Annotated in this window: 19 protein-coding genes; all 19 read left to right on the top strand. The window is 49.0% G+C overall.

Annotation, left to right across the window (positions count from 1 at the left end; translation table 11 throughout):
• Positions 1-65: 65 nt before the first annotated feature.
• The 19 genes from coaBC to HF864_RS06340 all read left to right on the top strand — a co-directional run bounded on the left by coaBC (position 66) and on the right by HF864_RS06340 (position 23,606).
• Positions 66-1,295, top strand: coding sequence for a bifunctional phosphopantothenoylcysteine decarboxylase/phosphopantothenate--cysteine ligase CoaBC (gene coaBC, locus HF864_RS06430; RefSeq protein ID WP_169462167.1), 1,230 nt, complete (start codon positions 66-68; stop codon positions 1,293-1,295).
• Positions 1,296-3,719: a primosomal protein N' gene (gene priA / locus HF864_RS06425; protein WP_169462166.1), complete on the top strand. Its 2,424-nt coding sequence runs from the start codon at positions 1,296-1,298 to the stop codon at positions 3,717-3,719.
• Between the two features lie 18 nt (positions 3,720-3,737).
• Positions 3,738-4,694, top strand: coding sequence for a methionyl-tRNA formyltransferase (gene fmt, locus HF864_RS06420; protein ID WP_169462165.1), 957 nt, complete (start codon positions 3,738-3,740; stop codon positions 4,692-4,694).
• On the top strand, positions 4,684-6,030 hold the full coding sequence (gene rsmB, locus HF864_RS06415; RefSeq protein WP_169462164.1) for a 16S rRNA (cytosine(967)-C(5))-methyltransferase RsmB: 1,347 nt from the start codon (positions 4,684-4,686) through the stop codon (positions 6,028-6,030). The genes fmt and rsmB overlap by 11 nt, the downstream gene beginning before the upstream one ends.
• A gap of 16 nt (positions 6,031-6,046) precedes the next feature.
• Complete coding sequence (locus tag HF864_RS06410) at positions 6,047-6,790, top strand: Stp1/IreP family PP2C-type Ser/Thr phosphatase (RefSeq protein ID WP_169462163.1); 744 nt, start codon at positions 6,047-6,049, stop codon at positions 6,788-6,790.
• Between the two features lie 5 nt (positions 6,791-6,795).
• Positions 6,796-8,733: a Stk1 family PASTA domain-containing Ser/Thr kinase gene (gene pknB / locus HF864_RS06405; protein ID WP_169462162.1), complete on the top strand. Its 1,938-nt coding sequence runs from the start codon at positions 6,796-6,798 to the stop codon at positions 8,731-8,733.
• A 12-nt stretch (positions 8,734-8,745) separates the two neighbouring features.
• Positions 8,746-9,615 (top strand): ribosome small subunit-dependent GTPase A, encoded by an 870-nt coding sequence (rsgA, locus tag HF864_RS06400; RefSeq protein ID WP_169462161.1) that lies wholly within the window; start codon positions 8,746-8,748, stop codon positions 9,613-9,615.
• Between the two features lie 17 nt (positions 9,616-9,632).
• Positions 9,633-10,286 (top strand): ribulose-phosphate 3-epimerase, encoded by a 654-nt coding sequence (gene rpe / locus HF864_RS06395; RefSeq protein WP_169462160.1) that lies wholly within the window; start codon positions 9,633-9,635, stop codon positions 10,284-10,286.
• Positions 10,287-10,342: 56 nt separating this feature from the next.
• Positions 10,343-11,026, top strand: a complete 684-nt coding sequence (locus HF864_RS06390) for a thiamine diphosphokinase (RefSeq protein ID WP_169462159.1) — start codon at positions 10,343-10,345, stop codon at positions 11,024-11,026.
• Between the two features lie 116 nt (positions 11,027-11,142).
• Positions 11,143-11,328 (top strand): 50S ribosomal protein L28, encoded by a 186-nt coding sequence (rpmB, locus tag HF864_RS06385; RefSeq protein ID WP_006499613.1) that lies wholly within the window; start codon positions 11,143-11,145, stop codon positions 11,326-11,328.
• A gap of 154 nt (positions 11,329-11,482) precedes the next feature.
• Positions 11,483-11,848 carry an Asp23/Gls24 family envelope stress response protein gene (locus HF864_RS06380; RefSeq protein ID WP_006499614.1) on the top strand — a complete coding sequence of 122 codons (366 nt, stop codon included), beginning with the start codon at positions 11,483-11,485 and terminating at the stop codon, positions 11,846-11,848.
• Positions 11,849-11,872: 24 nt separating this feature from the next.
• A complete protein-coding gene (locus tag HF864_RS06375) occupies positions 11,873-13,570 on the top strand; it encodes a DAK2 domain-containing protein (protein ID WP_169462158.1) in 1,698 nt (565 codons plus the stop codon).
• Positions 13,571-13,655: 85 nt separating this feature from the next.
• A complete protein-coding gene (gene recG, locus HF864_RS06370) occupies positions 13,656-15,686 on the top strand; it encodes an ATP-dependent DNA helicase RecG (RefSeq protein ID WP_169462157.1) in 2,031 nt (676 codons plus the stop codon).
• A 14-nt stretch (positions 15,687-15,700) separates the two neighbouring features.
• Positions 15,701-16,729, top strand: a complete 1,029-nt coding sequence (gene plsX / locus HF864_RS06365) for a phosphate acyltransferase PlsX (RefSeq protein ID WP_169462180.1) — start codon at positions 15,701-15,703, stop codon at positions 16,727-16,729.
• A gap of 49 nt (positions 16,730-16,778) precedes the next feature.
• Complete coding sequence (acpP, locus tag HF864_RS06360) at positions 16,779-17,030, top strand: acyl carrier protein (RefSeq protein ID WP_006499618.1); 252 nt, start codon at positions 16,779-16,781, stop codon at positions 17,028-17,030.
• A gap of 90 nt (positions 17,031-17,120) precedes the next feature.
• Positions 17,121-17,816: a ribonuclease III gene (gene rnc / locus HF864_RS06355; protein WP_169462179.1), complete on the top strand. Its 696-nt coding sequence runs from the start codon at positions 17,121-17,123 to the stop codon at positions 17,814-17,816.
• A gap of 16 nt (positions 17,817-17,832) precedes the next feature.
• The gene (gene smc / locus HF864_RS06350; protein ID WP_169462156.1) at positions 17,833-21,396 is read left to right on the top strand and encodes a chromosome segregation protein SMC; all 3,564 of its coding nucleotides are present in this window, start codon (positions 17,833-17,835) and stop codon (positions 21,394-21,396) included.
• Positions 21,397-21,716: 320 nt separating this feature from the next.
• Positions 21,717-23,252 (top strand): signal recognition particle-docking protein FtsY, encoded by a 1,536-nt coding sequence (gene ftsY, locus HF864_RS06345; RefSeq protein ID WP_169462178.1) that lies wholly within the window; start codon positions 21,717-21,719, stop codon positions 23,250-23,252.
• A 12-nt stretch (positions 23,253-23,264) separates the two neighbouring features.
• Positions 23,265-23,606, top strand: a complete 342-nt coding sequence (locus HF864_RS06340) for a putative DNA-binding protein (RefSeq protein WP_033935160.1) — start codon at positions 23,265-23,267, stop codon at positions 23,604-23,606.
• Positions 23,607-23,817 lie beyond the last annotated feature (211 nt).

The raw sequence follows: 23,817 nt of genomic DNA, 5'->3' as shown, positions 1-23,817 counted from the left end.
TGCCAAAGAGCGACACCAGACAAGGGTTTGGTGCTGCTCTTTTTATTTTCATCAAGGGGGCAAACATGGCAAAGATTGCAGTGCATATGACAGGCGGAATTGCCGTCTACAAAGCAGTTGAAGTTGTTCGTGGCTTGCAAAAGCAGGGACACGAAGTACGCGTGGCGATGACCAAAAATGCTGCGCGCTTTGTTGGGCCAGCGACCCTGGCAGCTCTGATTAAGCATCCGGTTTTGATTGATCAATGGTCAGCCACGCTTAATGGTCAGGTACCGCATATCGAACTGGCCGACTGGAGCGATTTGGCACTGGTGGTTCCAGCAACCGCCAACATCTTGGCAAAAATGGCAAATGGACTGGCTGACGATGCCGTTTCAGCCACACTTTTGGCTACCAGTGCGCCCAAGATGGCAGTCCCAGCTATGAATGTTCACATGTGGAACAATCCTGCCACCCAAAGAAATATTGCTCAGCTTAAACGAGACGGCGTGATCATTATGGAACCGGCAGATGGTATGTTGGCGGAAGGATATGCCGGCAAGGGGCGGATGCCAGAACCAGCTGAGATCGTCAAGCAGGTACAAAACTGTTTGACCAAACAACCGCTTCAATCATCGGCTGCCAATGGTCAACTGAAGGGTAAGACAATCGTAGTTACGGCCGGTGGTACCAGAGAGGCATTGGATCCGGTTCGCTATTTGGGCAACCGTTCCTCAGGCAAGATGGGGATTGCAATTGCCCAGGCAGCAGCGGCATCAGGAGCCAAGGTTGAATTGATTGTCGGCAGCGTTTCGGTTGAATTGCCGCAATCACCAAACATCGCGATTACAACAGCGCTTTCTACGCAGGCAATGGCTGACGCCGTATCACAAAAGTTTGCCCATGCGGATGCTTTGATCATGGCCGCGGCCGTTGCTGATTTTCGTCCGGCTGTTTTGGCTGATCAAAAAATCAAAAAGCATGGTGACGGCACCCTGACGCTGCATCTAGTGCCAACTGAAGATATTTTGGCTACGATGGGTGCCCAAAAAAAACCGGGGCAGGCAGTGATCGGTTTTGCGGCCGAAACTAACGATCTTTTGCAAAATGCTAATGCCAAGTTGGCTAAAAAGCATGCCGATGTGATCGTGGCTAACGATGTCTCCAAACCAGGCATCGGTTTTGGCTCAGATGCCAACGCCGTTACGATTTTGCGGCCGAACCAGGCACCTTTAAAATGGCCGCGTCAGTCCAAGCAAAAAATTGCCGCAAAAATCGTTGACCTGGCAAATCAACTGTTGAAAGCTGGTGATTAGATGGCCGAACTGGCACAGGTAATCGTTGACGTACCAACGATGCAGACTGATCAACCATATACGTACGCAATCCCCAAGCGACTGGAAAACCAGATTCAAGTCGGGATGCGCGTAATCGTGCCGTTTGGTCGGGGCAAGCGTGAAGTACAGGGCTTTGTCGTTGGTATCGATCAGCCGACCGAATACGATGGGACGCTCAAGCCAATTGCCGGGCTGATGGATTTGGTGCCGGTCGTCAATCCAGAACTTTTAAAACTGAGTCGATGGATGGCCGATCAGACTTATGCTTTTTGGATCTCGTGTCTGTACACGATGCTGCCCAACGCCTTAAAAGCCAAGAGTCATCGGGTCGTCCGTATTATTGACGAAATTGACGAGCAGACGGCACTGGAATTATTTCATGGAAAAGATGAACTGGACTTTGAACGATGCCAAAACGATCCCAAAGTCGTCAGTCAGCTGCTTAAGCTCAAGCGTCAAGGCAGGGTCTCATTTGAATACCAGGTTGAGGACCGGGCTCGCATCAAAAAAGAAACGGCGATTCAGCCTTTGATGTCGTTTGAGCAGTATGAAGACGAGCGGATGGGGATTCGGGCCAACGCCCATGCCCAGCAGCAGTTGATCTCATATCTGCAAAGTCTTGATAGTAAAACCATTAAACTAAAGCAGGCGATGCAGCAATCGGGTTTAAAGGCGGCAACGTTTAACGTCGGCGAAAAGCGTGGCTGGCTCAAGAAAACTGCCGTTGAGACCTACCGAACGCCAGGCGGCATGATTCCTGATGATCAGCATCTGGATGCGCCGTTAAAATTGAATCCCAATCAAAAACAAGCCGTTGCAAAGATCGATCAGGCCATTGAACAAAAACAGAATCAGACTTTTTTGCTGCAAGGCGTTACCGGATCTGGCAAAACCGAGGTCTATCTGCAGACGATGGCAAAGGCAATTAAAATGGGCAAGACGGCCTTGCTGCTAGTGCCGGAGATTTCATTAACACCGCAGATGGTTAATCGTGTGCGGCGGCGCTTTGGTCAGCGTGTGGCCGTTTTACACAGCAGCCTTTCGGATGGCGAGCGCTATGACGAATGGCGTCGTATTGAGCGTGGCGAGGCTCAGGTCGTGGTTGGTGCCCGTTCAGCGGTATTTGCACCATTAGAAAATCTAGGATTGATTATCATGGATGAAGAGCACGAAACCAGCTATAAGCAAGACGAAACGCCGCGCTATCATGCCCGCGACGTTGCCAGCTGGCGTGCTAAATATCATCACGCGCCATTGGTTCTAGGATCGGCCACGCCCAGTCTGGAAAGTCGCGCCCGGGCTCTGGCTGGTGTCTATCAATTATTGAAGATGCCAACGCGAGTCAATCAGCGGCCGTTGCCACCGGTTGAAGTCGTTGATATGCGCCCGGAAATGCAGCGCAATGGCGAGACCAACTTTTCGGATCGCTTGCTGGGTCTATTAACCGATCGGCTGCAAAAAGGCGAGCAGAGTATCTTGATGCTGAATCGCCGGGGCTTTTCTTCATTTATCATGTGTCGGGACTGTGGTTTTGTGCTGAAATGTCCCAATTGTGATATTTCTTTGACTCTGCACATGGACTCACATACCATGAAGTGTCACTACTGTGGTCATGAAGAGCCAATTCCTTCTGTCTGTCCGCAGTGTCATGGCCGCCATATTCGCTACTATGGTACGGGGACTGAAAAGGTCGCTGCCGAATTGCAAAAACTGCTGCCCAATGCTCGTGTGATTCGCATGGACGTTGACACGACGCGGCACAAGGGGATGCATGCCAAGCTCTTAAAAGAATTTGGTGCCCATCAAGCCGATATTTTATTGGGCACGCAGATGATTGCCAAGGGACTGGATTTTCCCAATGTTACCTTGGTGGGGGTCTTGAATGCCGATACGGGGCTTGATTTACCAGACTTTAGGGCTAGTGAGCGGACGTTTGATCTGCTCAGTCAAGTCAGTGGACGAGCCGGAAGAGCCGATAAGCCGGGACATGTCGTGATTCAGACGTTTAATCCAGATAACTACGCGATTCGCTATGCTCAATTGCATGACTACGAAGACTTTTTTAAAGCGGAGATGAACATTCGCTATCAGGCCGGTTATCCGCCTTACTACTACACTGTGCGTATTATGGCCAGCAACGAGGATGAAGATGCAGCTGCCAAGGCGATTTATGCAATCAAAGATCAATTGAACGCCGGTCTGGGTAAGGATACGGTTGTCTTGGGCCCAACGCCACGGCCAATTGCCCGGATGAAAAGAAGATACTATTATCAGATTATCGTTAAATACAAGCATGATGAAAAGCTGCACGAATTGCTGCTTGATGTCATGAAACAAACGCAGGCCAAGAGCAGACAGGATACCTTGGTCAGCATTGATCCGGAACCACAGTACTTTATGTAACGAGAAAGGATTTTTATTATGTCATTATCAGTCGTATTTATGGGAACGCCACAGTTTGCCGTACCGATTCTGCAAGCCTTGATCAATGATGATCAATATGACGTTAAGGCCGTCGTTACGCAGCCTGATCGCCGAGTAGGCCGCAAACATGAGCTGCGGGCCACGCCGGTTAAGGAACTGGCCGTTAAATATGGAATTGAGGTACTGCAGCCAGAAAAACTAAGCGGCAGTCCCGAGATGCAGCGGGTGATCGATTTGGCACCTGACTTTGAGATTACGGCAGCGTTTGGCCAGTTTTTGCCCGTCAAGATGCTTGAAGCAGCCAAAATCGCGGCAATTAACGTACATGGCTCGCTTTTGCCTAAATATCGTGGTGGAGCACCAATTCAGTACTCAATTATCAACGGTGATCAAGAAACCGGTGTAACGATCATGTATATGGTTAAGGCCATGGATGCTGGCGATATTATTGCCCAAAAGGCGATTCCAATCACCAAAAATGACGATAGCGGTACGATGTTTGAAAAGCTGAGTCGATTGGGACGCGATCTTTTGATGGAAACTCTGCCCAAATTGGCAAAAGGCGATGTTCAGCCAGTCAAGCAGGATCCAGAAAAAGTCGTCTTTTCACCAAATATTAGCAGTGAACAAGAGCGCATTGACTATCGCCTGCCAGCTGATCGTATTGATGACAAGGTTCGTGGTCTGCGTCCATTCCCAATTGGCAACATGATCATCGATGGTATTCAGACCAAGATTTATGACGTCACGCCACTGGATGAAAAGACTGATCTGGCGCCTGGTCAAGTTGTACGCGTTGAAAAACATGCCTTGATTTTGGCGGCCGGCAATGGTACGACTTACCGGATCAACCGCCTCAAGCCAAAGGGCAAGCGCGAGATGGACATTACTTCCTATTTGAATGGTCATCAGAATCTAAAGCAAGGAGTTCAGGCAATCACCGATGAAGAATAAGCAGATCAATACCGCACGGGGCGCCGCTTTAAAAACGCTTGATCAGGTCCTGCAAAAAGGCGCCTATTCCAATCTGCAGTTAAACCAGGTCTTAAAAAACAGTCAGTTAAGCGCAGTTGATAAGCGCTTGGCTACCAACTTGGTCTATGGTGTACTGCAGCATAAATTAACGCTGGAATATTGGCTGGCTCCGTTTATTAAGGGCAAGAAAACCGAAAGCTGGGTTAAGACGCTTCTTTTGATGTCAATTTATCAGCACCAATATTTGGATCGCATACCAGATTGGGCGGTTACCAACGAATCGATTGAGTTGGCCAAAACGCTTGGCAATCCGGGCACGCGACGCTTTGTGACTGGCGTTTTGCATGCGATTTTGCGTCAAGGCCTACGCAGCGCTAGCGATATCCAGGATCCGATTGAGCGCCGTTCAGTTGAATTCAGCCTGCCAAAATGGCTAGTTGAAGAGTTAACCAAGCAGTATGGTCAGCGGACTGCTGATGAGATTTTTGCTGCCATTAACGAACCAGCACGTGTCTCATTGCGGGTCAATTTGGCTAAGACGACCATTTCCCAGGCAATTAATGTCTTAAAAGAGCAGGGCGTTGAGATTGAAAAAAGTCAGGTTGCAAGAGATGGCCTGGTGGTCAAAAGTGGGGATGTCATCAATACGCAAGCCTTTTTGGATGGTCTGGTTACGATCCAAGACGAAAGTGCCATGCTGGCTGTAGAAAGCATGCAAGTCGAATCGAGCGATCAGGTCTTGGATGCTTGTGCGGCACCTGGCGGTAAAACCGTTCAGATTGCGGCAGCTTTAGACGTTAAATCTGGCGGCAGCGTTACGGCATTGGATATTCACCCTCACAAGATCAAGCTGATTGAAAAAAATGCGCAGCGTTTAGGCGTAGCTGATCGCGTGCATGCCTGTCAGTTGGATGCGCGCAAGGTTGATGAAAAGTTTGCCGATGAATCTTTTGATAAGATCTTAGTTGATGCACCATGCAGTGGCATTGGGCTTTTACGCCGCAAGCCAGAGATTCGCTACGATAAAAAACTTAGCGATAGTCTGCAGCTGCACGAAATTCAACTGGCAATTTTAAATGCAGTTGCCCCAAAAGTGAAAAAAGGCGGTATAATAACATATAGTACGTGCACAATTTTACAGCAGGAAAATGATGGTACTGTGCAGGCATTTCTGGCTGCCCATCCAGATTTTAAGCTGCTTAAAACTCAAACGGCGCGTGCCTTGAAAAACGCGCGAACGGGGGCAACCTTGACAATTTTGCCAAGTGATTATGGCTCTGATGGATTCTTTATCAGCAGCCTGCAACGTTTGTAGAAGGGAACTTAGACCCATGAAAACAGCCTATCAATCTGATATTGGTCAACAGCGATCTGAAAATCAAGATCGCGTCGATAGTTTTACCACGAATTCTGGAAAGCAGCTGAATTTGGTTGCTGATGGAATTGGTGGCAATCGAGGCGGCGATGTAGCTGCACAAACGACTGTCCAGGCTCTCGGTCAGCGCTTCTTAAAGTCTGCGCCCAATGATGAGGCAACTGCCAAACAGTGGCTTGCTGATCAGGTGCAGCAGATCAATGATCAAATCATTGACGAATCACGCAAGAATAAAAAATATCAAGGAATGGGGACCACTTTGGTAGCCGCCATTTTCTTTAATGATCAACAAAAAATCGTTGTCGCCAATATTGGCGACAGCCGTGGCTATATTATGCATCAAAACGTCTTGACTCAAGTCACGGTTGATCATTCCTTGGTAAATGAGTTAGTCAAGAACGGCGATTTAACCGAACAGGAAGCTGCCGTGTCACCACAGAACAATATTATAACCCGGGCAATCGGAATCTCTAATGACGCGCAGATCGATGTCAATGTGTTTCCGTTTGAGCCCGGTGATCAATTGCTAATGTGCTCGGATGGCCTGTCCAAAACTGTTGACAAACAGGAATTGACCCAGGTGCTGCAAAGCGATGCACCGCTGGAAGACAAGTGCAGCGTTTTGGTTGAAAAAGCCAATGCAGCTGGTGGTCCGGACAATATCACCGTTCTGATCAGCCAAAATGATCAGGAGAGATAAAATCAATGAAACCCGGATATGAGCTTAATCACCGGTATAAGATAATCAAATCGCTGGGTGAGGGCGGCATGGCCAATGTCTACCTGGCTCACGATCTGGTGCTGGATCGCGATGTCTCAGTCAAGCTATTGCGCTTGGATCTGCGCGATGATCCCAGCACTAAACGCCGCTTTGAACGAGAAGCCATGGCGGCCACGCAGCTCAACGATCCCCATATTGTGGGTATCTATGACGTTGGCGAGGAGCATGGCATCCAATACATGGTTATGGAATATGTTAAGGGGACTGATCTGAAGACCTATATTCATGATCACTACCCAATTCCATTGCCGCAAGTCATCGATATCATGGAGCAAGTCTTAGCCGCGGTACAGACGGCCCACACCAATGGTATTATTCACCGCGACCTTAAGCCGCAAAATATCTTAATCGATGACAATAAAAATATTAAAATTACGGATTTTGGGATCGCCATGGCGGCATCGCAAAATTCAATGACACAAACCAACAGCCTGCTGGGTTCGGTACATTACCTTTCACCAGAGCAGGCACGCGGCAGCATTGCAACGCCGCAGTCAGATATTTATTCTTTGGGAATTATTTTATTTGAGCTTTTGACGGGCCAAGTACCGTTTGAAGGCGAAACGGCGGTATCGATTGCATTAAAACACTTCCGCGATGAGATTCCCTCAGTACGCAAATTCAACCCACAGATTCCGCAGCCCTTGGAAAATGTGGTCTATCGTGCTACGGCCAAACACCCTTGTGATCGATATCAAGATGTAGCGGCAATGGCGGCTGACCTGCAGACCTCGCTGGATCCGTCACGTGCCAATGAGCCTAAGTACGTCGTTGGTCAGCAGTCCAGCAACGAAGAGACCAAGGTATTGGATCTTAACGCCATTAAAGAAGCTGCTGATCAACAAGCAGCCAGTGCCCAAAAAGTTGATGACGACACCAAACAGCTGACGCCGACTCGGCAAAACCGCATGAAGCGTACCATCCAGCGGCATCCCATCCGCAAGTGGGCGGTCGTGATCGTGGTGGCATTGGCCTTGATCGGTGCCGGGGTCGGGATGTACATGCATCGAACGGTCACGATTCCTGATGTCGATGGTTTGACTACGGCGCAGGCTGAAAAAAAGCTGCAGGCGCATCATCTACGCCTAGGCAACGTTACCGAAAAGACCAGTCAAACGGTAGCCAAAAATCATGTGGTCAAGGTGGCCGGCAACAAGCGTCATGCGTATGCCGGTCAATCGGTTGATCTGGTTGTCAGCCGCGGCGTCAAAACCTGGAAGATGGCTGATTATGTTGGCGACAGCTATTCGGATACGGCCGATGAATTACGTGACAAAGGCTTTGTCGTTAAACAGACCAGAAAGTACTCTGATACTGTCGCAACTGGCAAGGTCATCAAGCAAAGCGTCAGTTCCGGTACGACGATTAATCCCAGCCAACAGACGGTTACGCTGACGGTTAGTGCCGGCAAAAAGCAGATTACGATTCCAAACTTTAAGGACAAGGACATCAGCGAGGTGCAGGATTTTGCCAATAAGCATCAGCTGCAGCTGACGACAACGCAAAAGAACTCAACGACCGTCGCAACCAACCATGTGATTCAGCAGACGCCAAAAGCAGGCGGCAAACTGACGCATGGCGATACGCTGACCGTTCAGATTGCCAGCAATTCTGATGAGCTGCGTACCACCAACATTCAAATCAATATTCCGTTTGATAGCAGTGGCGGCAAAAAAGAAAATCGGGTACAGGTATATATCCGTGATGCCTACCACAATCTGACAATGGAATATCAAGACATTACCATCAATCAAGAAACAACGATCAACGTACCATTTACGCTGCGTAGTGGCCAGACCGGTGCCTACCGAGTAATTCGCAACGGTCAGACGATTATGAGCGCGACGAATATTACAGGATAGTTGAGGTGCAAAGTGCAACAAGGAATCATCCAACAATCGCTCAGCGGCTTTTTTGACGTGCTTGCTGACGGTACGGTCTTTCGTACGCGTGGCCGTGGCAACTTTCGCAAGCGCGGCATCAAGCCGATCGTAGGCGATCAAGTCGAGTTTGAAGATGGCTATTTGCTAAAGGTATTGCCCCGCAGAAACCAATTGCGACGGCCGCCAGTAGCCAATGTTGATCAGGCTGTCGTGGTTACGGCTGCCAAACAACCCAAGTTTTCCAGCAACTTACTGGATCGTCAGCTGATTGCTTTAGAAAAACAAGCCATTGAACCCGTCATCTATTTTTCAAAAACTGATCTGTTAAGTGATGATGAATGGCATGAGCTGCAGCCAGTCTTAAACGGCTATCGCCAGATTGGCTATGCAGTGATTGCCCAACGCCAGCCGTTTGGCAAAGAATCACTGACTCAGCTCCAGCAGCTGCTCAGTAATCATATCGTTACGATGATGGGCCAGACCGGGGCCGGCAAATCAACGCTTTTAAATCATCTGGCACCAGAATTGAATCTGGCAACGGGTGAGGTTTCACAGGCCTTGAAGAGAGGGCGACACACCACGCGCAAGGTCAGTCTGCTGCATGTCGGCGAAGCCTTGATTGCCGATACGCCAGGCTTTTCTTCTTATGAAGACTTTGACATGGATGTCACGGAACTGCCAAAACTGTTTCCAGAAATGCAGCAATTGGCCCCAGAATGCAAGTTTCGCGGCTGCCTGCATCTAAAAGAACCTGGTTGCGCCGTGAAGAACGCGGTTGAGCATGGTACAATAATGAAGAGCCGGTATGACAATTACGTTCAGTTTAATGAGCTGATTGTCAGCCAAAAACCAAACTATTGAAACGAGGGAATAGGATTATGATTAAAGTAGCTCCATCGATTTTGAGCGCCGATTACATGAATCTTGAAAAAGACATCAAGCTGGTTGACCAAGCTGGTGCCGAAGAACTGCACATTGACGTGATGGATGGTACGTTTGTTCCAAGTATTTCTTACGGACCTGGTTTTGTTAAGGCCATCCGCCAGATTACGGACATGTACCTGGATGTTCACATGATGGTTCAAAACCCAGAACACCTGATTCCAGTGATGGCTGAAGCAGGTGCCGACAACATTGGCGTGCACGTTGAAGCAACGCCGCATATTCACCGTGCGCTGCAGCTGATCAAAAACGCCGGCAAGGATGCTGAAGTCGTTATCAACCCAGGTACGCCGATTGAAATGATCAAGCCGGTCCTGCACATGGTAGACCAAGTCTTGGTTATGACGGTCAACCCAGGTTTTGGTGGTCAAAAGTTCCTGCCAGAAACGGTTGCCAAGATTGCTGAATTGGATGCCATCAAGAAGGCTAATGGCTACGACTTTGATATTGAAATCGACGGTGGGATCAACAATGAAACAGTTGTTGACTGCTACAAGGCCGGGGCTACGGTTGCCGTTGCTGGTTCCTACGTCTACAATGCTGAAGACCCACTGGCTCGCATTCAAGCACTGCGCGACGCTACCAAGTAATCAGAACAAAAACGTGACGAAGCAATTCGTCGCGTTTTTTTAGAGGATAATCATTAATGGACGAAAAAATCAATATCATGGTGGGCGGACCAGAAACTCTGATTCCCTATGATCAAGTTGAAAAAAGACGTTCTGAGACCTGGCTGGGAGTTGATCTAGGTGCCACTCGTCTGCTTGAGCACGGCATTGTTCCCGCATATGCAGCGGGCGACTTTGACTCCAGCACGCCTGAGCAGTTGGCTAGAGTGCAAGCTGCAGTGCAGCAAGTCGACATCTACCCACCAGAAAAAGACTATACTGATACTCAGATTGGGATTTTACTGGCGATGAAACATTATCAGCCGGCATCAATTACGATCTGGGGGACTACGGGTGGCAGGCTCGATCAATTGTTGGCCAATCTGTATACGCCATTAATGGATCCATACCGTCAGTATCTGGATCGAATTCATCTGATTGATCGGCAAAATACAGTTGACTTTTATGAGCCAGGCAGTTATGAGATTCATAAGGTCCCCCAGATGCCATATCTGGCGTTTGTCAATCTGACGCCGGTCACGGGGTTGACGCTGCCGGATGAAAAGTACAATCTGGATCATTTTGACAGCTCACTGCCCATCTCATGGTCCAGCAACGAGTTTGTCGGAACGGTCAATCATTTTTCTTTTGACAGTGGTATCGTGGCCGTTATTCAAAGTCGTGATGCCTATTCACAGGGGCCTTTGCAAGGTGTCAAGTGAAAATACTTGAAAGAAAACTATTGCATTGAAAGCCCCCCTATGGTAAATTATTTAGGTGAGTTACAGCGCGCACCTCAGCGCGGAGAAAATAACTGATGAGGAGAGGAGGGTTCCACATGGCTAAGGATTTCATGACCGGTAAGCGGACGCGCTTCGGCAACAAGCGTTCACACGCCCTTAACTCAAGTCGTCGTACCTGGAAGCCAAACCTGCAAAAGGTTACCATTTTGGTAAATGGCAAGCCAAAGAAGGTTTACGTTTCAGCACGTACCCTGAAGTCGGGTAAAGTGACTCGGGTTTAGTCCAAAAACATAGGCTGTCCGCCTTGCGGGCGGCTTATTTTTTTGTCGATAGATTCAGGCAATGTGGGCTAATTTGCTTTTTGACATTGCTGTGCTATGGTAAGATGATAGAGATATCAACTTGATGACAAACGATTAAGGGAGGCCATTGAAGATGGCAGTTAAGATTAAAACAAAGTCTGGCACGATCGATATTGCTAATGATGTGATCTCAACGGTCGTAGGCGGCGCCGCTACCGACAACTATGGCGTGGTAGGCATGGCAAGTCGCAATCCATTGAAGGACGGCGTCAACCAGATTCTGCGGCATGACAGCTATAGCAAGGGCGTTGTTGTTCGTCAGCAAGACAATGGCGTTTCCGTTGACGTTAACATCATTGTTGGCTATGGCACGAAGATTTCAGAAGTGTCCAAGAGCGTCCAAGAAAAGGTCAAGTACAACCTCGAATCCATGCTGGGCGTCACGGCCAATGCGGTCAATGTATACGTTCAAGGCGTTCGCGTTTTGGGCGATGATTAAGACGTGCCACGGGAGGAATTGATTTTGACAGTTACCAAGATTACTAATCTTGAATTTGGTAAGATGGTTCAAGCGGCAGCCGCCAAACTGAACGCTCAAGCCGAATTCATTAATTCATTGAATGTATTCCCGGTTCCGGATGGTGATACGGGAACCAACATGAGCATGTCAATGGCCAGCGGTGCCAAGTATGAACGTGATGCTACCAGCACCAGCGTTGGCGATTTGGCACAAGCATTGGCAAAGGGCCTTTTGATGGGTGCGCGAGGCAATTCCGGCGTGATCCTGTCACAGATTTTCCGTGGCTTTGCTAAGGGATGTACTGACAAGCAGGAATTATCGGCCAAGGATTTTGTTGATGCTTATGCCAACGGTGCCCAAACGGCTTACAAAGCAGTCATGAAGCCTACGGAAGGGACGATTTTGACGGTTGTTCGCGAATCGGCTCAGGCTGGTTTGAACGAGGTTAAGGCCGGTAATGAGGATCTGGTTGACATCATGGAAAAAATCTATGATGTCAGCGAAACAGCCTTGCAAAAGACGCCTGATCTGTTGCCGGTTCTAAAAGAAGTCGGCGTAGTTGATTCTGGTGGTCAGGGGTTGGTATTCGTGCTGCAGGCATTTTATGAATCATTAAGCGGCAAGGTAGTCGAAAACGACCTGGCTAAGCCTGATAATGCGCAAATCGACGAGATGATCAATGCCAAGCATCACCAAAGTGCGCAAGGCAAGCTTAATCCTGACGACATCAAGTATGGCTACTGCACGCAGATGATGGTGCGGATCGGTCGCGGTAAGCAGGTCACGCAAAAGTTTGACTACGATACCTTCTATAACTATCTGGCCAAGCTGGGTGACAGTCTGCTGGTAATCAATGACGATGAGGTCGTTAAGGTTCACGTCCACACTGAATTCCCTGGCAAGGTACTTTCCTGGGGTCAGCAGTTTGGTGATCTGCAAACGGTCAAGGTCGACAACATGCGCTGGCAGCAAGAGGAGATCATGGAAAAAGACGAAGGTGAGCCAACGCCGCTGGAAAAGGCCAAGGAAGCTGAAAAGCCGGCTTTGGATACGGCAGTGATTGCTGTAGCCTCCGGTGATGGGATTGCCAAGCTTTTGGAAAGTCTTGGCGTTACCCACGTGATCAATGGTGGTCAAACCATGAATCCAAGCATTCAAGAAATTGCCGAAGCCATCAATGAAAGTGGTGCCAAGCAGGCGCTGGTACTGCCAGACAATGGCAATGTCTTCATGGCGGCTGACCAAGCTGCTGAGGTGGCCGACATTCCGACTAAAGTTGTGCATGCCAAGACGATTGCACAAGGCATGAGCGCAATGCTGGAATTTAATCCAGAGGCAGATCTGGAAGAAAATCAGGCTAACATGGAAGGCAACCTGGATACCGTTAAGAGTGGTGAAGTTACCAACGCAGTGCGCGACACTACGATTGATGGTCAAACGATTAAAAAAGACGACTTCATGGGCATCGTAGACGGCAAGATCGTCAACACGGCCGCTGACGTTAAGACGGCGGCAATTGAAATGGTCAAGCAGATGCTGGATGAAGACAGCGAGATCGTAACGATTCTTTACGGGGTCGATGGCGATAAAGAGACTGCTGAAGCTATTAAAGAAGCTATTCTGGATGTTGATGATGAATTGGATGTCCAGATCTACGATGGCGGACAACCAGTCTACCCATACCTGATCTCCGTTGAATAAATATCAGCGCTGAATTGGCGTAATCAAGTCGTGTCGTCAGCAGGCGGCACGACTTTTTAGCTACTAAGAAAAAGGGGGCATTTTCTTGAAGAGTCTGCAGGATCCGGTCGCAAGCATCAAAGGGGTCGGGCCTAAAACGGTTGAGAATCTGGCAACGCTGGACATCAAAACGGTTGAGGACCTGCTGACGTACTTTCCATCACGCTATGACGACTTTGCCCCAACTGATCTGAGTGCTGCTAAAGATCGTCAAAAAGTTACGGTTCATGGTACGGTAACATCTGAACCGATTTTGACGCGCTATGGCTACCGCCGCAACCGCTTGAGCTTTCGGCTGCTGGTTGATCGCAACGTGGTCATGACGACCTTTTTTAATCAGCCATACTTAAAGAACAGTGTGATTTTAAATACGCATGTCACCGTAATGGGCAAATGGGATGCTGCACGCCAGCAGATTCTGGGTACCAAGCTGATCACGCAAGGACACGAACAGGAGCTGGGTGCGATTTATCCGGCCAACAAGCATGTTTCACAAAAAACATTGCGCAAATTAATCAAACAGGCCTACGATCAATATAAAGACGTAATCGCTACGTTGTTGCCGATTTCGCTGCGTCAGCGCTATCAGTTGATGGAGCGCCGTGAAATGATCAGACAGATGCACTGGCCAACCACGCCCTTTGTTGCTAAGCAGGCCCAAAAAGCAGCTGCCTATGAGGAATTTTTCTTATTTCAGCTGCGGCTCCAGGCGATTCGCAAGGCACACCGCCAAGCTGATGGCAACCAGATTTTGTATAATAATCAAGAACTCAAGGAATTCATCAAAACGATTCCATTTGAGCTGACTGACGCGCAGAAACGCTCGGTCAACGAAATCTGTCGTGATCTGCGTGCACCTTATCAGATGAATCGACTCTTGCAAGGTGACGTAGGATCAGGCAAGACGATCGTGGCTGCTCTAGCAATCGCGGCTACGGTCAATGCTGGCTATCAGGCTGCTTTAATGGCACCAACTGAAATTTTAGCAGCTCAGCATGCCGCCAAACTGGCCCAAATTTTTGAAGGTACGCACGTCAATGTAGGCCTTTTGACCGGTTCGATGACGGCCAAACAGCATCAGCAGCTGGTTGATCAGATCAAATCCGGTACCGTTAATCTGATCGTGGGAACGCATGCTTTGATTCAAGACAAGGTCGACTATGCCAATCTGGGACTGGCCATTATCGATGAACAGCACCGATTTGGGGTTCGCCAACGTCAGCTCCTGCGCGAAAAAGGCGATAATCCTGACGTATTGGCAATGACGGCCACGCCGATTCCGCGGACGCTGGCAATTACGACTTATGGTGAGATGGATGTTTCGATCATTGATCAATTACCGGCAGGACGCAAGCCGATCGAAACGCGCTGGCTGCGAGAGAATCAAAGCGGCGCGGCACTGTCGTTTTTAAAAGAGGAATTGGCTAAAGGTGCCCAAGTCTATGTGGTCAGTCCATTGATCGAGCAATCGGAGTCAATCGATGTACAAAATGCTACTGACTTATATGAAAAGTTTGCTGAATATTTCGCGCCTGACTATCAGGTTGGCTTGCTGCATGGCCGTATGAGCAGCGATGAAAAAGCCGCGGTTATGGAAAAATTCAAGGATAATCAGCTGCAGGTACTGGTCGCAACGACGGTGATTGAAGTCGGTGTCGACAACCCGAATGCCTCAGTGATGCTGATCTATGACGCGGATCGCTTTGGCTTGGCCCAATTGCATCAATTACGCGGCCGGGTTGGTCGTGGTCAGCGGCAGAGCTATTGTTTGCTGATTGCCGATCCTAAAACTGAAGACGGCCAGGCGCGGATGCAGACCATGACTGAAACAACGGATGGCTTTGAAGTGGCGCAGCGTGACCTTGAACTGAGAGGCTCAGGCGACGTTTTGGGCACCAATCAATCAGGGCTGCCACAATTTAAGGTTGGCGATCCGATCGGTGACTTAAAGATGCTGCAGACGGCCCGGGCTGATGCCGGAGCACTTTTGGATACGCCGCATTGGGATGAAAAAGACGAGAATCAGCCGCTGGTACTATATCTCAGACGCCATCAGCTGGAAACGCATTTTGATTAAGGAGAGAAAATATGATTAAAATTGCCGTAGATGCCATGGGAGGCGACCACGCCCCCCAGGCAATCGTTGCCGGAGTTGAAGCCGCACGCGATCAGTATTCGGATCTGGAGTTTGATCTGTATGGCGATCCGCAAAAAGTTGCGCCACTGATTAAAGACAAGACGCGGCTGCATTTGATTGAAACCACCGAAGAAATTGAAATGGGCGAGGAACCAGTGCGGGCCATTCGCCGTAAAAAAGACTCATCAATCGTTCGTGCTGCTCAAGCCGTTAAGGAAGGCAAGGCCGATGCGTTCTTTTCTGCTGGCAATACCGGCGCCATCTTAGCATCGGGACTTTTGATCGTTGGCCGCATCAAGGGGATCGATCGTCCTGGACTGACCAGCGTTTTGCCAATCGTTGAGCCGGGCAGTGATCGTCACAGTTTTGTCTACCTTGACAGTGGTGCCAATGCTGAGGCCAAGGAGCGCAATCTGGTTCAATACGCGCACCTGGGCCGTTTTTATGCCGAAAGCGTGCTGGGCGTCAAGAATCCGCGCGTGGCTCTGCTTAATAATGGTGCCGAAGAAGACAAGGGTGATCGACTGCATAAAGAGGTTCACCAGCTGCTTAAGGCAGAGGATAACTTAAACTTCATCGGCAACGTGGAAGCTGGCGAGCTGTTGGCAGGCAAGGCGGATGTCGTAGTCAGTGACGGCTGGACGGCCAATGCGGCTTTAAAGGCCACCGAGGGAACTGCCAAGATGTTTTTGAAGCTGATTAAAAACGGAATCTTAAATGGCGGTCTGCGGGCCAAGCTGGGCTATTTGTTCTTAAAGCCGGTTTTTAAAAACATTGCCAAACAGATGAGCACGTCAACTTATGGTGGGGCCGTATTGTTGGGTCTTAAGGCACCAGTCGTTAAGACTCATGGCTCGGCTGATGAAGTAGCGGTTAAAAATACGATCGGTCAGATTCGCACCATGATTCAAACGGGCGTTATCAAAGAGGCCGTTGACTACTTCAGTCCCGAGGAAAACATGGACAATCAAGCCAAAAACTAATACAATAGGAAAAGTTAGTTCAAATTAAAATTGTGAGGTAGAACAGACGATGGATAAAAAGGAAATCTTTGACAAGGTCTCATCAATCGTAGCCGATCACTTTGACATTGATCGGGCCAAAATTACGGAAGACCTGAACTTAAAGACCGACCTGGATGCCGATTCCATTGACTTTGTAGAATTCGTTCTGGAAGTCGAGGACACTTTTGGTGCTGAAATCGAAGACAGCGAAGCCGAAAAGCTCAGCACGATCGGTGAAGTGGTTGATTACATCGCTGCCCATCAACAGGACAAAAAATAAGCAAAATCACCGGGACCGCGATGAAGCATTACTTTGTCGGCGGTCTTTTTTTCCAAAGATTTTCGATCAAACAGAAAGGAAGTTTTCCCCATTAAGGAATTAGAAGACTATCTTGCCAAGGAGTTTGGCATTCATTTCAACAACCCAGATCTGCTGGCGGAGGCCTTTACGCAGGCTTCATACGTTAACGAGCATCCACACCAAGGGCTCAAGTACTATGAACGAATTGAGTTTTTGGGCGATGCCGTTTTGCAGCTGTTTGTCTCTGAATATATCTACAAGCGCTTCCCTGAGCTGCCACAGGGCAAACTGACACGACTACGGGCAGCAATGGTATGTGAGGACAGTTTTTCCAAGTTTGCCAAGGAATGCCATTTTGATCAATACATTCGGCTGGGCCATGGTGAAGAGATGGCCGGTGCACGTCAGCGGGCCAGCCTATTGTGTGACATTTTTGAATCGTTTATTGGTGCGCTGTACCTAGATCAAGGCCGTGATGCCGTCGAAAAGTTTATTCATCGTGTTATCTTCCCTAAGCTGGACATGGGCTGGTTTGATCATGCCGTTGATGCCAAAACCAGTCTGCAGGAATTCTTGCAGCGCAATGGGGATGTCGACATTGAATACCATCTCTTGAGTGAAGAAGGCACCGAAAACGATCCACAGTTTAAAGTCAGCGTCAGTGTGAATGGCGAGCCGATCGCACAAGGCATTGGCAGCTCCAAGAAGCATGCTGAAATGCAGGCGGCCCAGGCAGCTTTGAATCAGCTGCGCAAAAACAACTAAAAGGCAGGGAATCCCGATGCGCTTATTGTCGCTTACGTTGGATGGCTTCAAGTCATTTGCCCAACCAACAACAATTGAATTTCGCCCAGGAATGACCGGGATTATTGGTCCCAATGGTAGTGGTAAGTCAAACATCATCGAGGCTATTCGCTGGGTTTTGGGTGAACAGTCAGCCAAGACCTTGCGAGGCAACAAAATGGCAGATGTCATTTTTAATGGTTCTGAAGACCGGGCACCGTTGAATCGGGCTCTGGTTTCGATTGCTTTTGACAACAGCGACCACTACTTGAACAGTGACTTTTCTGAACTCAAGATCACGCGCAAGCTGTATCGCAACGGCGACAGCGAGTATCTGATCAACAATCAGCAGGTCCGCTTGCGAGATATCGTTGATCTGTTTGTTGACTCTGGCGTTGGTCGTGAGTCGTTTTCTGTGATCTCACAAGGCCGCATTGCCGAGATTTTCAATGGCAAGCCAACCGATCGCCGTGCCATCATCGAAACGGCGGCTGGTGTATCAAAATACAAGCAAAACAAGGCAACGGCTGAAAAACGATTGGATACCACGCGTGAAAATCTGAACCGAGTCAACGACATCGTATCCGAACTGGAAGATCAATTGGAACCGCTAGCCGAACAGAGTGCCTTGGCTCAAGATTATCTGGAGCAAAAGGGCAAGTTTGATCTGTTGGACAAAACCAAAACGGTCCGCCAGCTGGATGCTGATCAGACAGCCCTAAAACAGGTTGTCGCCAAACAGGAAAATTCACAATCAATGGCAGCCGAATATGATGAGCAGGCTAAAGCGGCTGCCCAAAAACTGGCGCAGCAACAAGCACAGCAAAAACGACTGTTAACGGTCAAAGACGAGCTGCAGCAAAAGATCCTGGATGCCACTACGATGATCGGCAAGCTCAACAGCAAACAGTCGCTTTCATCAGTTCGCCTTGAGCAACGTGAGAATGAAAAGCAGCGTTTAATGGCTCAGCAAAATGAGCTTGAGGCACAGCTTGCTGAAACAAATCACACGCTGAAATCGCAAAACGAGTCGATTGCCAAACAACAGCAGTCTATCAAAGAGCATCAAAAGGCGCTAAACGAGGCCAAGTCGCAAAGTGCCGAACAGCGCTCGCAACAGTTGGCTCAGCAACTGGAAAATATGCGTGATCAGCAGGTTGATCTGTTGCAAAAACAGGCAACGGCTCGCAACCAGCAGACTTTTTTAAAGCGCAGTCATGAACAGGCGCTCAGTCAGTATCAACAGCACAGCGACGAATTGAAGAATATCCAAGAACGTCTGCAGACTGCCCAGCAAAATGCTGATCAACAGGCCCAGACCGTTTCAAATGCCCAAAGCGTATTGGTACAAAAAACGGCTCAGCTCAATCAAGAACGCAGTCAGCAAAGTCAGCTGCAGCAGCAATATGAACATATCCAGCAAGCATGGTATCAAGCACTGGGCGACGTTAGATCCTGCAAGGCGCGCGTCAACAACTATCAAGCTATGGCTGCTGATTACACTGGTTACTACAGTGGCGTTCAAAACGTCTTAAAGCAGCGTCGGCAGTTTAATGGCCTGTTTGGTCCAGTCAGTGAGCTGATCAAGGTACCGCAAGAATACACAACGGCTCTGGAAACAGTGCTGGGTGGACAATTACAGCATCTGGTCGTAGCCACGCAAAACGATGGTAAGCAGATCATCAATTATCTGGTTAGACAGCGTGGCGGTCGGGCAACGATTCTGCCACTGGATACGCTCCGTGGCGGCTATCAGCCAAGAAATCTAGATCGCCTGCGGACGCTGCCAGGCTTCGTCGGTCGGGCCAGTGAACTGATTCAATATGATCCACGTTTCCAGGTCGTCATCGATCATTTATTGAGCAATACGATCGTGGCTGACAATCTTGACCATGCCACGCAGCTCGCCAAGGCTGGCCAGCATCAGGTTCGCGTGATTACACTGGATGGCCAGCTGATCAATACCAGCGGTGCCATGACCGGTGGGGCCAGCCGCAGTCAGCGGATCGGTTTGTTGAGCCAGCAGCAGATGGTCGAAAAGATGAAACAAGAGCTGCAGGCCCAACAGCAGCATGCCAGTGAATTAGAGCAAAAGGTTAGACAGCTCGAACAGGCTCGTCAAAGCAACCAGCAGACCCTTGCCAGTCTTCAAAATGAGACGGCCCAGGCCAATCAGCAGCTGAATGAGGCGAAGGCCAATCAGCAACTGGCCGACAGTCAGCTGGCTGAACTCAAGCGCCAACTTAAGGCGTTAGATTACCAAGCCAATGCAGCCGGCAATCCAGAACAGTTTGAACGCGAAATGTCTACGGCCAAAGAAAACGAGCAGCAGCTGGCTGATCAGTTGGTGCAGCTAAAGGCCGATATGGAAAAGATCAAGCAGCAGCAAAGTGATCTGCAAAACAACGCCAGCGCGCAGCTTGAGCAGCTCCATGAAATGCAGCAATGGCTGGCCGTGGCACGTGAACGACTGCGCCAGGCTAAAGAACAGGCAGCTGAGCTTGAAGAACGCAGCCAGGATATTGAAAAACGTTTGGCTGAGCTCAAGCAGCAGCTGCAGTTACTGGATGAAAATGATCAGCAGCAGGCCGATGATCGTCAAACGACGGCCGCGGCCTTAAAAGAAACTGAACAGCAGCTGCAGGATGCGCAAAAGCAGCTGGAAAGCTGTGATGAAAAACTAACAACGCTAAATGATCAGCTGCAGGACGCCAATGAGCAAAATGATCGGCTACAGGCCTTGCAGCGGGCAGCTATCGAAGACCTTTCTGGCATCAAGGCGCAGCGGGCACGTCTGGAGATGAGAATTGACCAGGGCCTGAATCGTTTGAGCGAGACTTATTCAATGACGCTGGCTGATGCCAGACAGGAACTCAGTCCATTGAGCGATGACGAGCTGAACCGTCAGCTGAAGCTTTTGAAGCGCGGTCTAGACGAACTGGGACCGGTCAATACCGGAGCCATTCAGGAATATGAACGGATTTCAGAGCGCTACGACTTCTTAACCGGTCAAAAAGCCGATTTGGAAAAGGCTCGCGATCAGCTGCAAGAAACCATGAATGCCATGGATGAACAGGTTAAGACGCGCTTTGTTAAGACGTTTAAGGAGGTCTCAGCCGCTTTTGCCGAAACGTTCGCTACAATTTTTGAGGGTGGTCAGGCTAAATTGGTACTGACGGATCCAGATGACGTTTTGACTAGCGGGGTGGACATTATGGCCCAGCCGCCTGGCAAGCGCAACCAACAGCTGAGTCTGCTTTCTGGTGGGGAAAAGGCACTGACGGCGATAGCTCTGCTGTTTGCCATTTTAAAGGTGCGGCCGGTGCCATTTGCCATTTTAGATGAGCCCGAAGCTGCTTTGGATGAGGTTAACGTTGATCGATTTGCCAAGTATCTGGGGCGTTTCGGTGAGGATGGACCACAGTTTATCGTGATTACGCACCGAAAAGGGACCATGATGAATGCCAACGTTTTGTATGGGGTCACCATGCAGGAGTCCGGGGTTTCCAAGATGGTTTCGGTTGACGTACAAGAAGCGTTGAATGACGAAGATCAGAACTAGATTAGAAAGAAGGCGCAATAATGGGATTATTTGATATTTTTCGTCGCAAGTCCAAGCATAAAAAAGAAGCAGTACCGGAATCCGCGGCTAGCGAAAATGCTGAAAGCCAAGCTGCGGCTAGCGAAACTACAGTCGCTGAAACTGTGGCCAGTGAGAGTGCTGTCAGTGAAAGCAGAACTGCAGAAGCGGTGGAGAGCCCAGCTGTGGCTAGCGAAATTACTGAAAACGCAGCAAGCCAAGCATCAGTAGAATCTGCAGTCAGTGAGGCCGCTTCAGCATCTACTCAGCCAGCTGACCAGGCTGATGAAAAAGATGCGGCAATGACTGCAGCCAAGCAAAAATCCGCTGTAATTGCCGAAAAACAGGCGGCCCAGTCTGATGCAGCACGTAAGGAAGCCCAAGAAGCAGCCGAACAAGCTCAATCACAGGCTGCTCAACAAAGTGCTGCTACAGCCAAAGAACAGGCCGCTCAGTCTGATGCAACACGTAAAGAAGCTCAAGAAGCAGCCGAACAAGCTCAATCACAGGCTGCTCAACAAAGTGCTGCTGCGGCCAAAGAACAAGCGGTCCAATCAGCTCAATCAGTTACTGAATCGGCAGCTAGTGATGAAGCAGTGGCATCAAAACAGGCACAGTCAGCAGTTGCTGAAAAGGTACAAGCAGTTGAGTCAGAAGCTAATGATGAAAACAAATCAACGGTTGAAACCAATGAAGTTGCATCAGTAACCGATACTGTTGCAAGTGAGACTGCGGATGTAACCGAAAAAGCATCAACTCAAAGCGAGGCTAGCGAAGCAGCAGAACAGTCGGCTGACGTTACGAAAGATAAAGCGACTGAGGCTGATGATGACAAAAACACGGAGAGTGACTCACAAGCTGTCGCAGCTGAAAACGAAACGGAAAGTCAGACTGAAGAATCCACGACTGAAAAGTATGATCGCGGTCTGAAAAAGTCACGGATCGGTTTTGGCGCCAAATTGAACCACTTCTTAGCTAATTTCCGTCACGTTGACGAGGATTTCTTTGAAGACTTGGAAGACCTCTTGATTGAATCCGACGTTGGCTATGATATGGCAATGAAGATTTCTGATGAGCTGCGTGAAGAGGTTAAGCTGCAAAATGCCAAGAGCAAGCAGGATGTCTCCAACGTCATCATTGAAAAGATGGTTGATCTTTATGAGGACGCGGGGATTGATGAAAATCCCGACCTCAACTTTGCAAAAGAAGGTCCAACTGTCATCATGTTCGTCGGGGTCAATGGTGCCGGTAAGACCACGACAATCGGTAAGATGGCCAAGCGCTTCAAGGATGAAGGCAAGCGCGTGCTGCTGGCAGCTGGTGATACGTTCAGAGCTGGGGCTGTTGAGCAGCTGGACGTTTGGGCTAAGCGTGATGGCGTTGATATCGTCATGGGCCCAGCCAATGGTGATCCAGCCGCAGTTGTCTTTGACGGGGTCAAGAAGGCCAAAGAAGAGAACTATGATATTTTACTGGTTGATACGGCTGGCCGACTGCAAAATAAAGTCAATCTGATGAACGAGCTGGCTAAAATGAAGCGGATCATGGCGCGTGAGATTCCGGATGCACCGCATGAAGTGCTATTGGTTTTGGATGCCACGACTGGTCAAAATGCCTTGAACCAAGCCAAACTGTTTAAGGAAAGTACTGATGTTTCCGGCATCGTCTTGACCAAACTGGATGGTACGGCGCGTGGTGGGATCGTGCTGGCGATTAGAAATGAGCTCCATCTGCCGGTTAAGTACGTTGGCCTGGGCGAAAAGGTTACCGACTTGCAGAAGTTTGATGCTGGCGACTTTGTCTACGGACTATTCAAAGGTCTGGTTGTCGAAAAATAAGAGGTGCTGGCCGTGGATATTGAAAAAAACGAGCGTATCAACGCACTGTTTGAGTTCTACCAGCCACTGCTGACCAAAAAGCAGAACGAATATATTCAGCTCTATTATGCCGACGACTATTCGCTTGGCGAGATTGCCGAAGAATTTGAGGTTTCGCGGCAGGCAGTCTATGACAACATCAAGCGGACCGAAAAAATTTTGGAAAGCTATGAGGACAAATTGCACCTCTATGCTGATTTTGAGATGCGCAATCGCCAGGCGGATCGGATTCAACGCTATGTCAAGGAGCATTATCCAGATGATGCCGAATTGAATAATCTGATTGCCAATATGGAAAACATGGAAGAAGAATAAATCAAGCTGGTCGACTCGGATTGAGTTGACCAGCTTTTTTGATTGATATTGCTACAGCAGCCTAGAACGCGAATATTTGCTTGTTTTGTCGTTTGGGATCTGATTAAGGTCTCAGAACGTGATCAGAATAGTTTAAGTACTGATTGAATGGTCTAAGTTAGCGCGATGCAGCTTAGGACACGGGTGGAATGGCTAAAAGATTTATAACTCA

Origin of the sequence: Lactobacillus sp. MRS-253-APC-2B (genome assembly GCF_012843675.1) — a bacterium.
GTDB lineage: Bacteria > Bacillota > Bacilli > Lactobacillales > Lactobacillaceae > Limosilactobacillus > Limosilactobacillus pulli.
The sequence above is the reverse complement of the archived record's forward strand: the minus strand, read 5'-3'. Positions and strand labels throughout refer to the sequence as shown.

Excerpts from the sequence above, each read along its gene's own strand:
- coaBC (WP_169462167.1), top strand. The coding sequence starts at position 66 with ATGGCAAAGATTGCAGTGCATATGACAGGCGGAATTGCCGTCTACAAA.
- priA (WP_169462166.1), top strand. The coding sequence starts at position 1,296 with ATGGCCGAACTGGCACAGGTAATCGTTGACGTACCAACGATGCAGACT.
- fmt (WP_169462165.1), top strand. The coding sequence starts at position 3,738 with ATGTCATTATCAGTCGTATTTATGGGAACGCCACAGTTTGCCGTACCG.
- rsmB (WP_169462164.1), top strand. The coding sequence starts at position 4,684 with ATGAAGAATAAGCAGATCAATACCGCACGGGGCGCCGCTTTAAAAACG.
- HF864_RS06410 (WP_169462163.1), top strand. The coding sequence starts at position 6,047 with ATGAAAACAGCCTATCAATCTGATATTGGTCAACAGCGATCTGAAAAT.
- pknB (WP_169462162.1), top strand. The coding sequence starts at position 6,796 with ATGAAACCCGGATATGAGCTTAATCACCGGTATAAGATAATCAAATCG.
- rpe (WP_169462160.1), top strand. The coding sequence starts at position 9,633 with ATGATTAAAGTAGCTCCATCGATTTTGAGCGCCGATTACATGAATCTT.
- HF864_RS06390 (WP_169462159.1), top strand. The coding sequence starts at position 10,343 with ATGGACGAAAAAATCAATATCATGGTGGGCGGACCAGAAACTCTGATT.
- rpmB (WP_006499613.1), top strand. The coding sequence starts at position 11,143 with ATGGCTAAGGATTTCATGACCGGTAAGCGGACGCGCTTCGGCAACAAG.
- HF864_RS06380 (WP_006499614.1), top strand. The coding sequence starts at position 11,483 with ATGGCAGTTAAGATTAAAACAAAGTCTGGCACGATCGATATTGCTAAT.
- acpP (WP_006499618.1), top strand. The coding sequence starts at position 16,779 with ATGGATAAAAAGGAAATCTTTGACAAGGTCTCATCAATCGTAGCCGAT.
- smc (WP_169462156.1), top strand. The coding sequence starts at position 17,833 with ATGCGCTTATTGTCGCTTACGTTGGATGGCTTCAAGTCATTTGCCCAA.
- ftsY (WP_169462178.1), top strand. The coding sequence starts at position 21,717 with ATGACTGCAGCCAAGCAAAAATCCGCTGTAATTGCCGAAAAACAGGCG.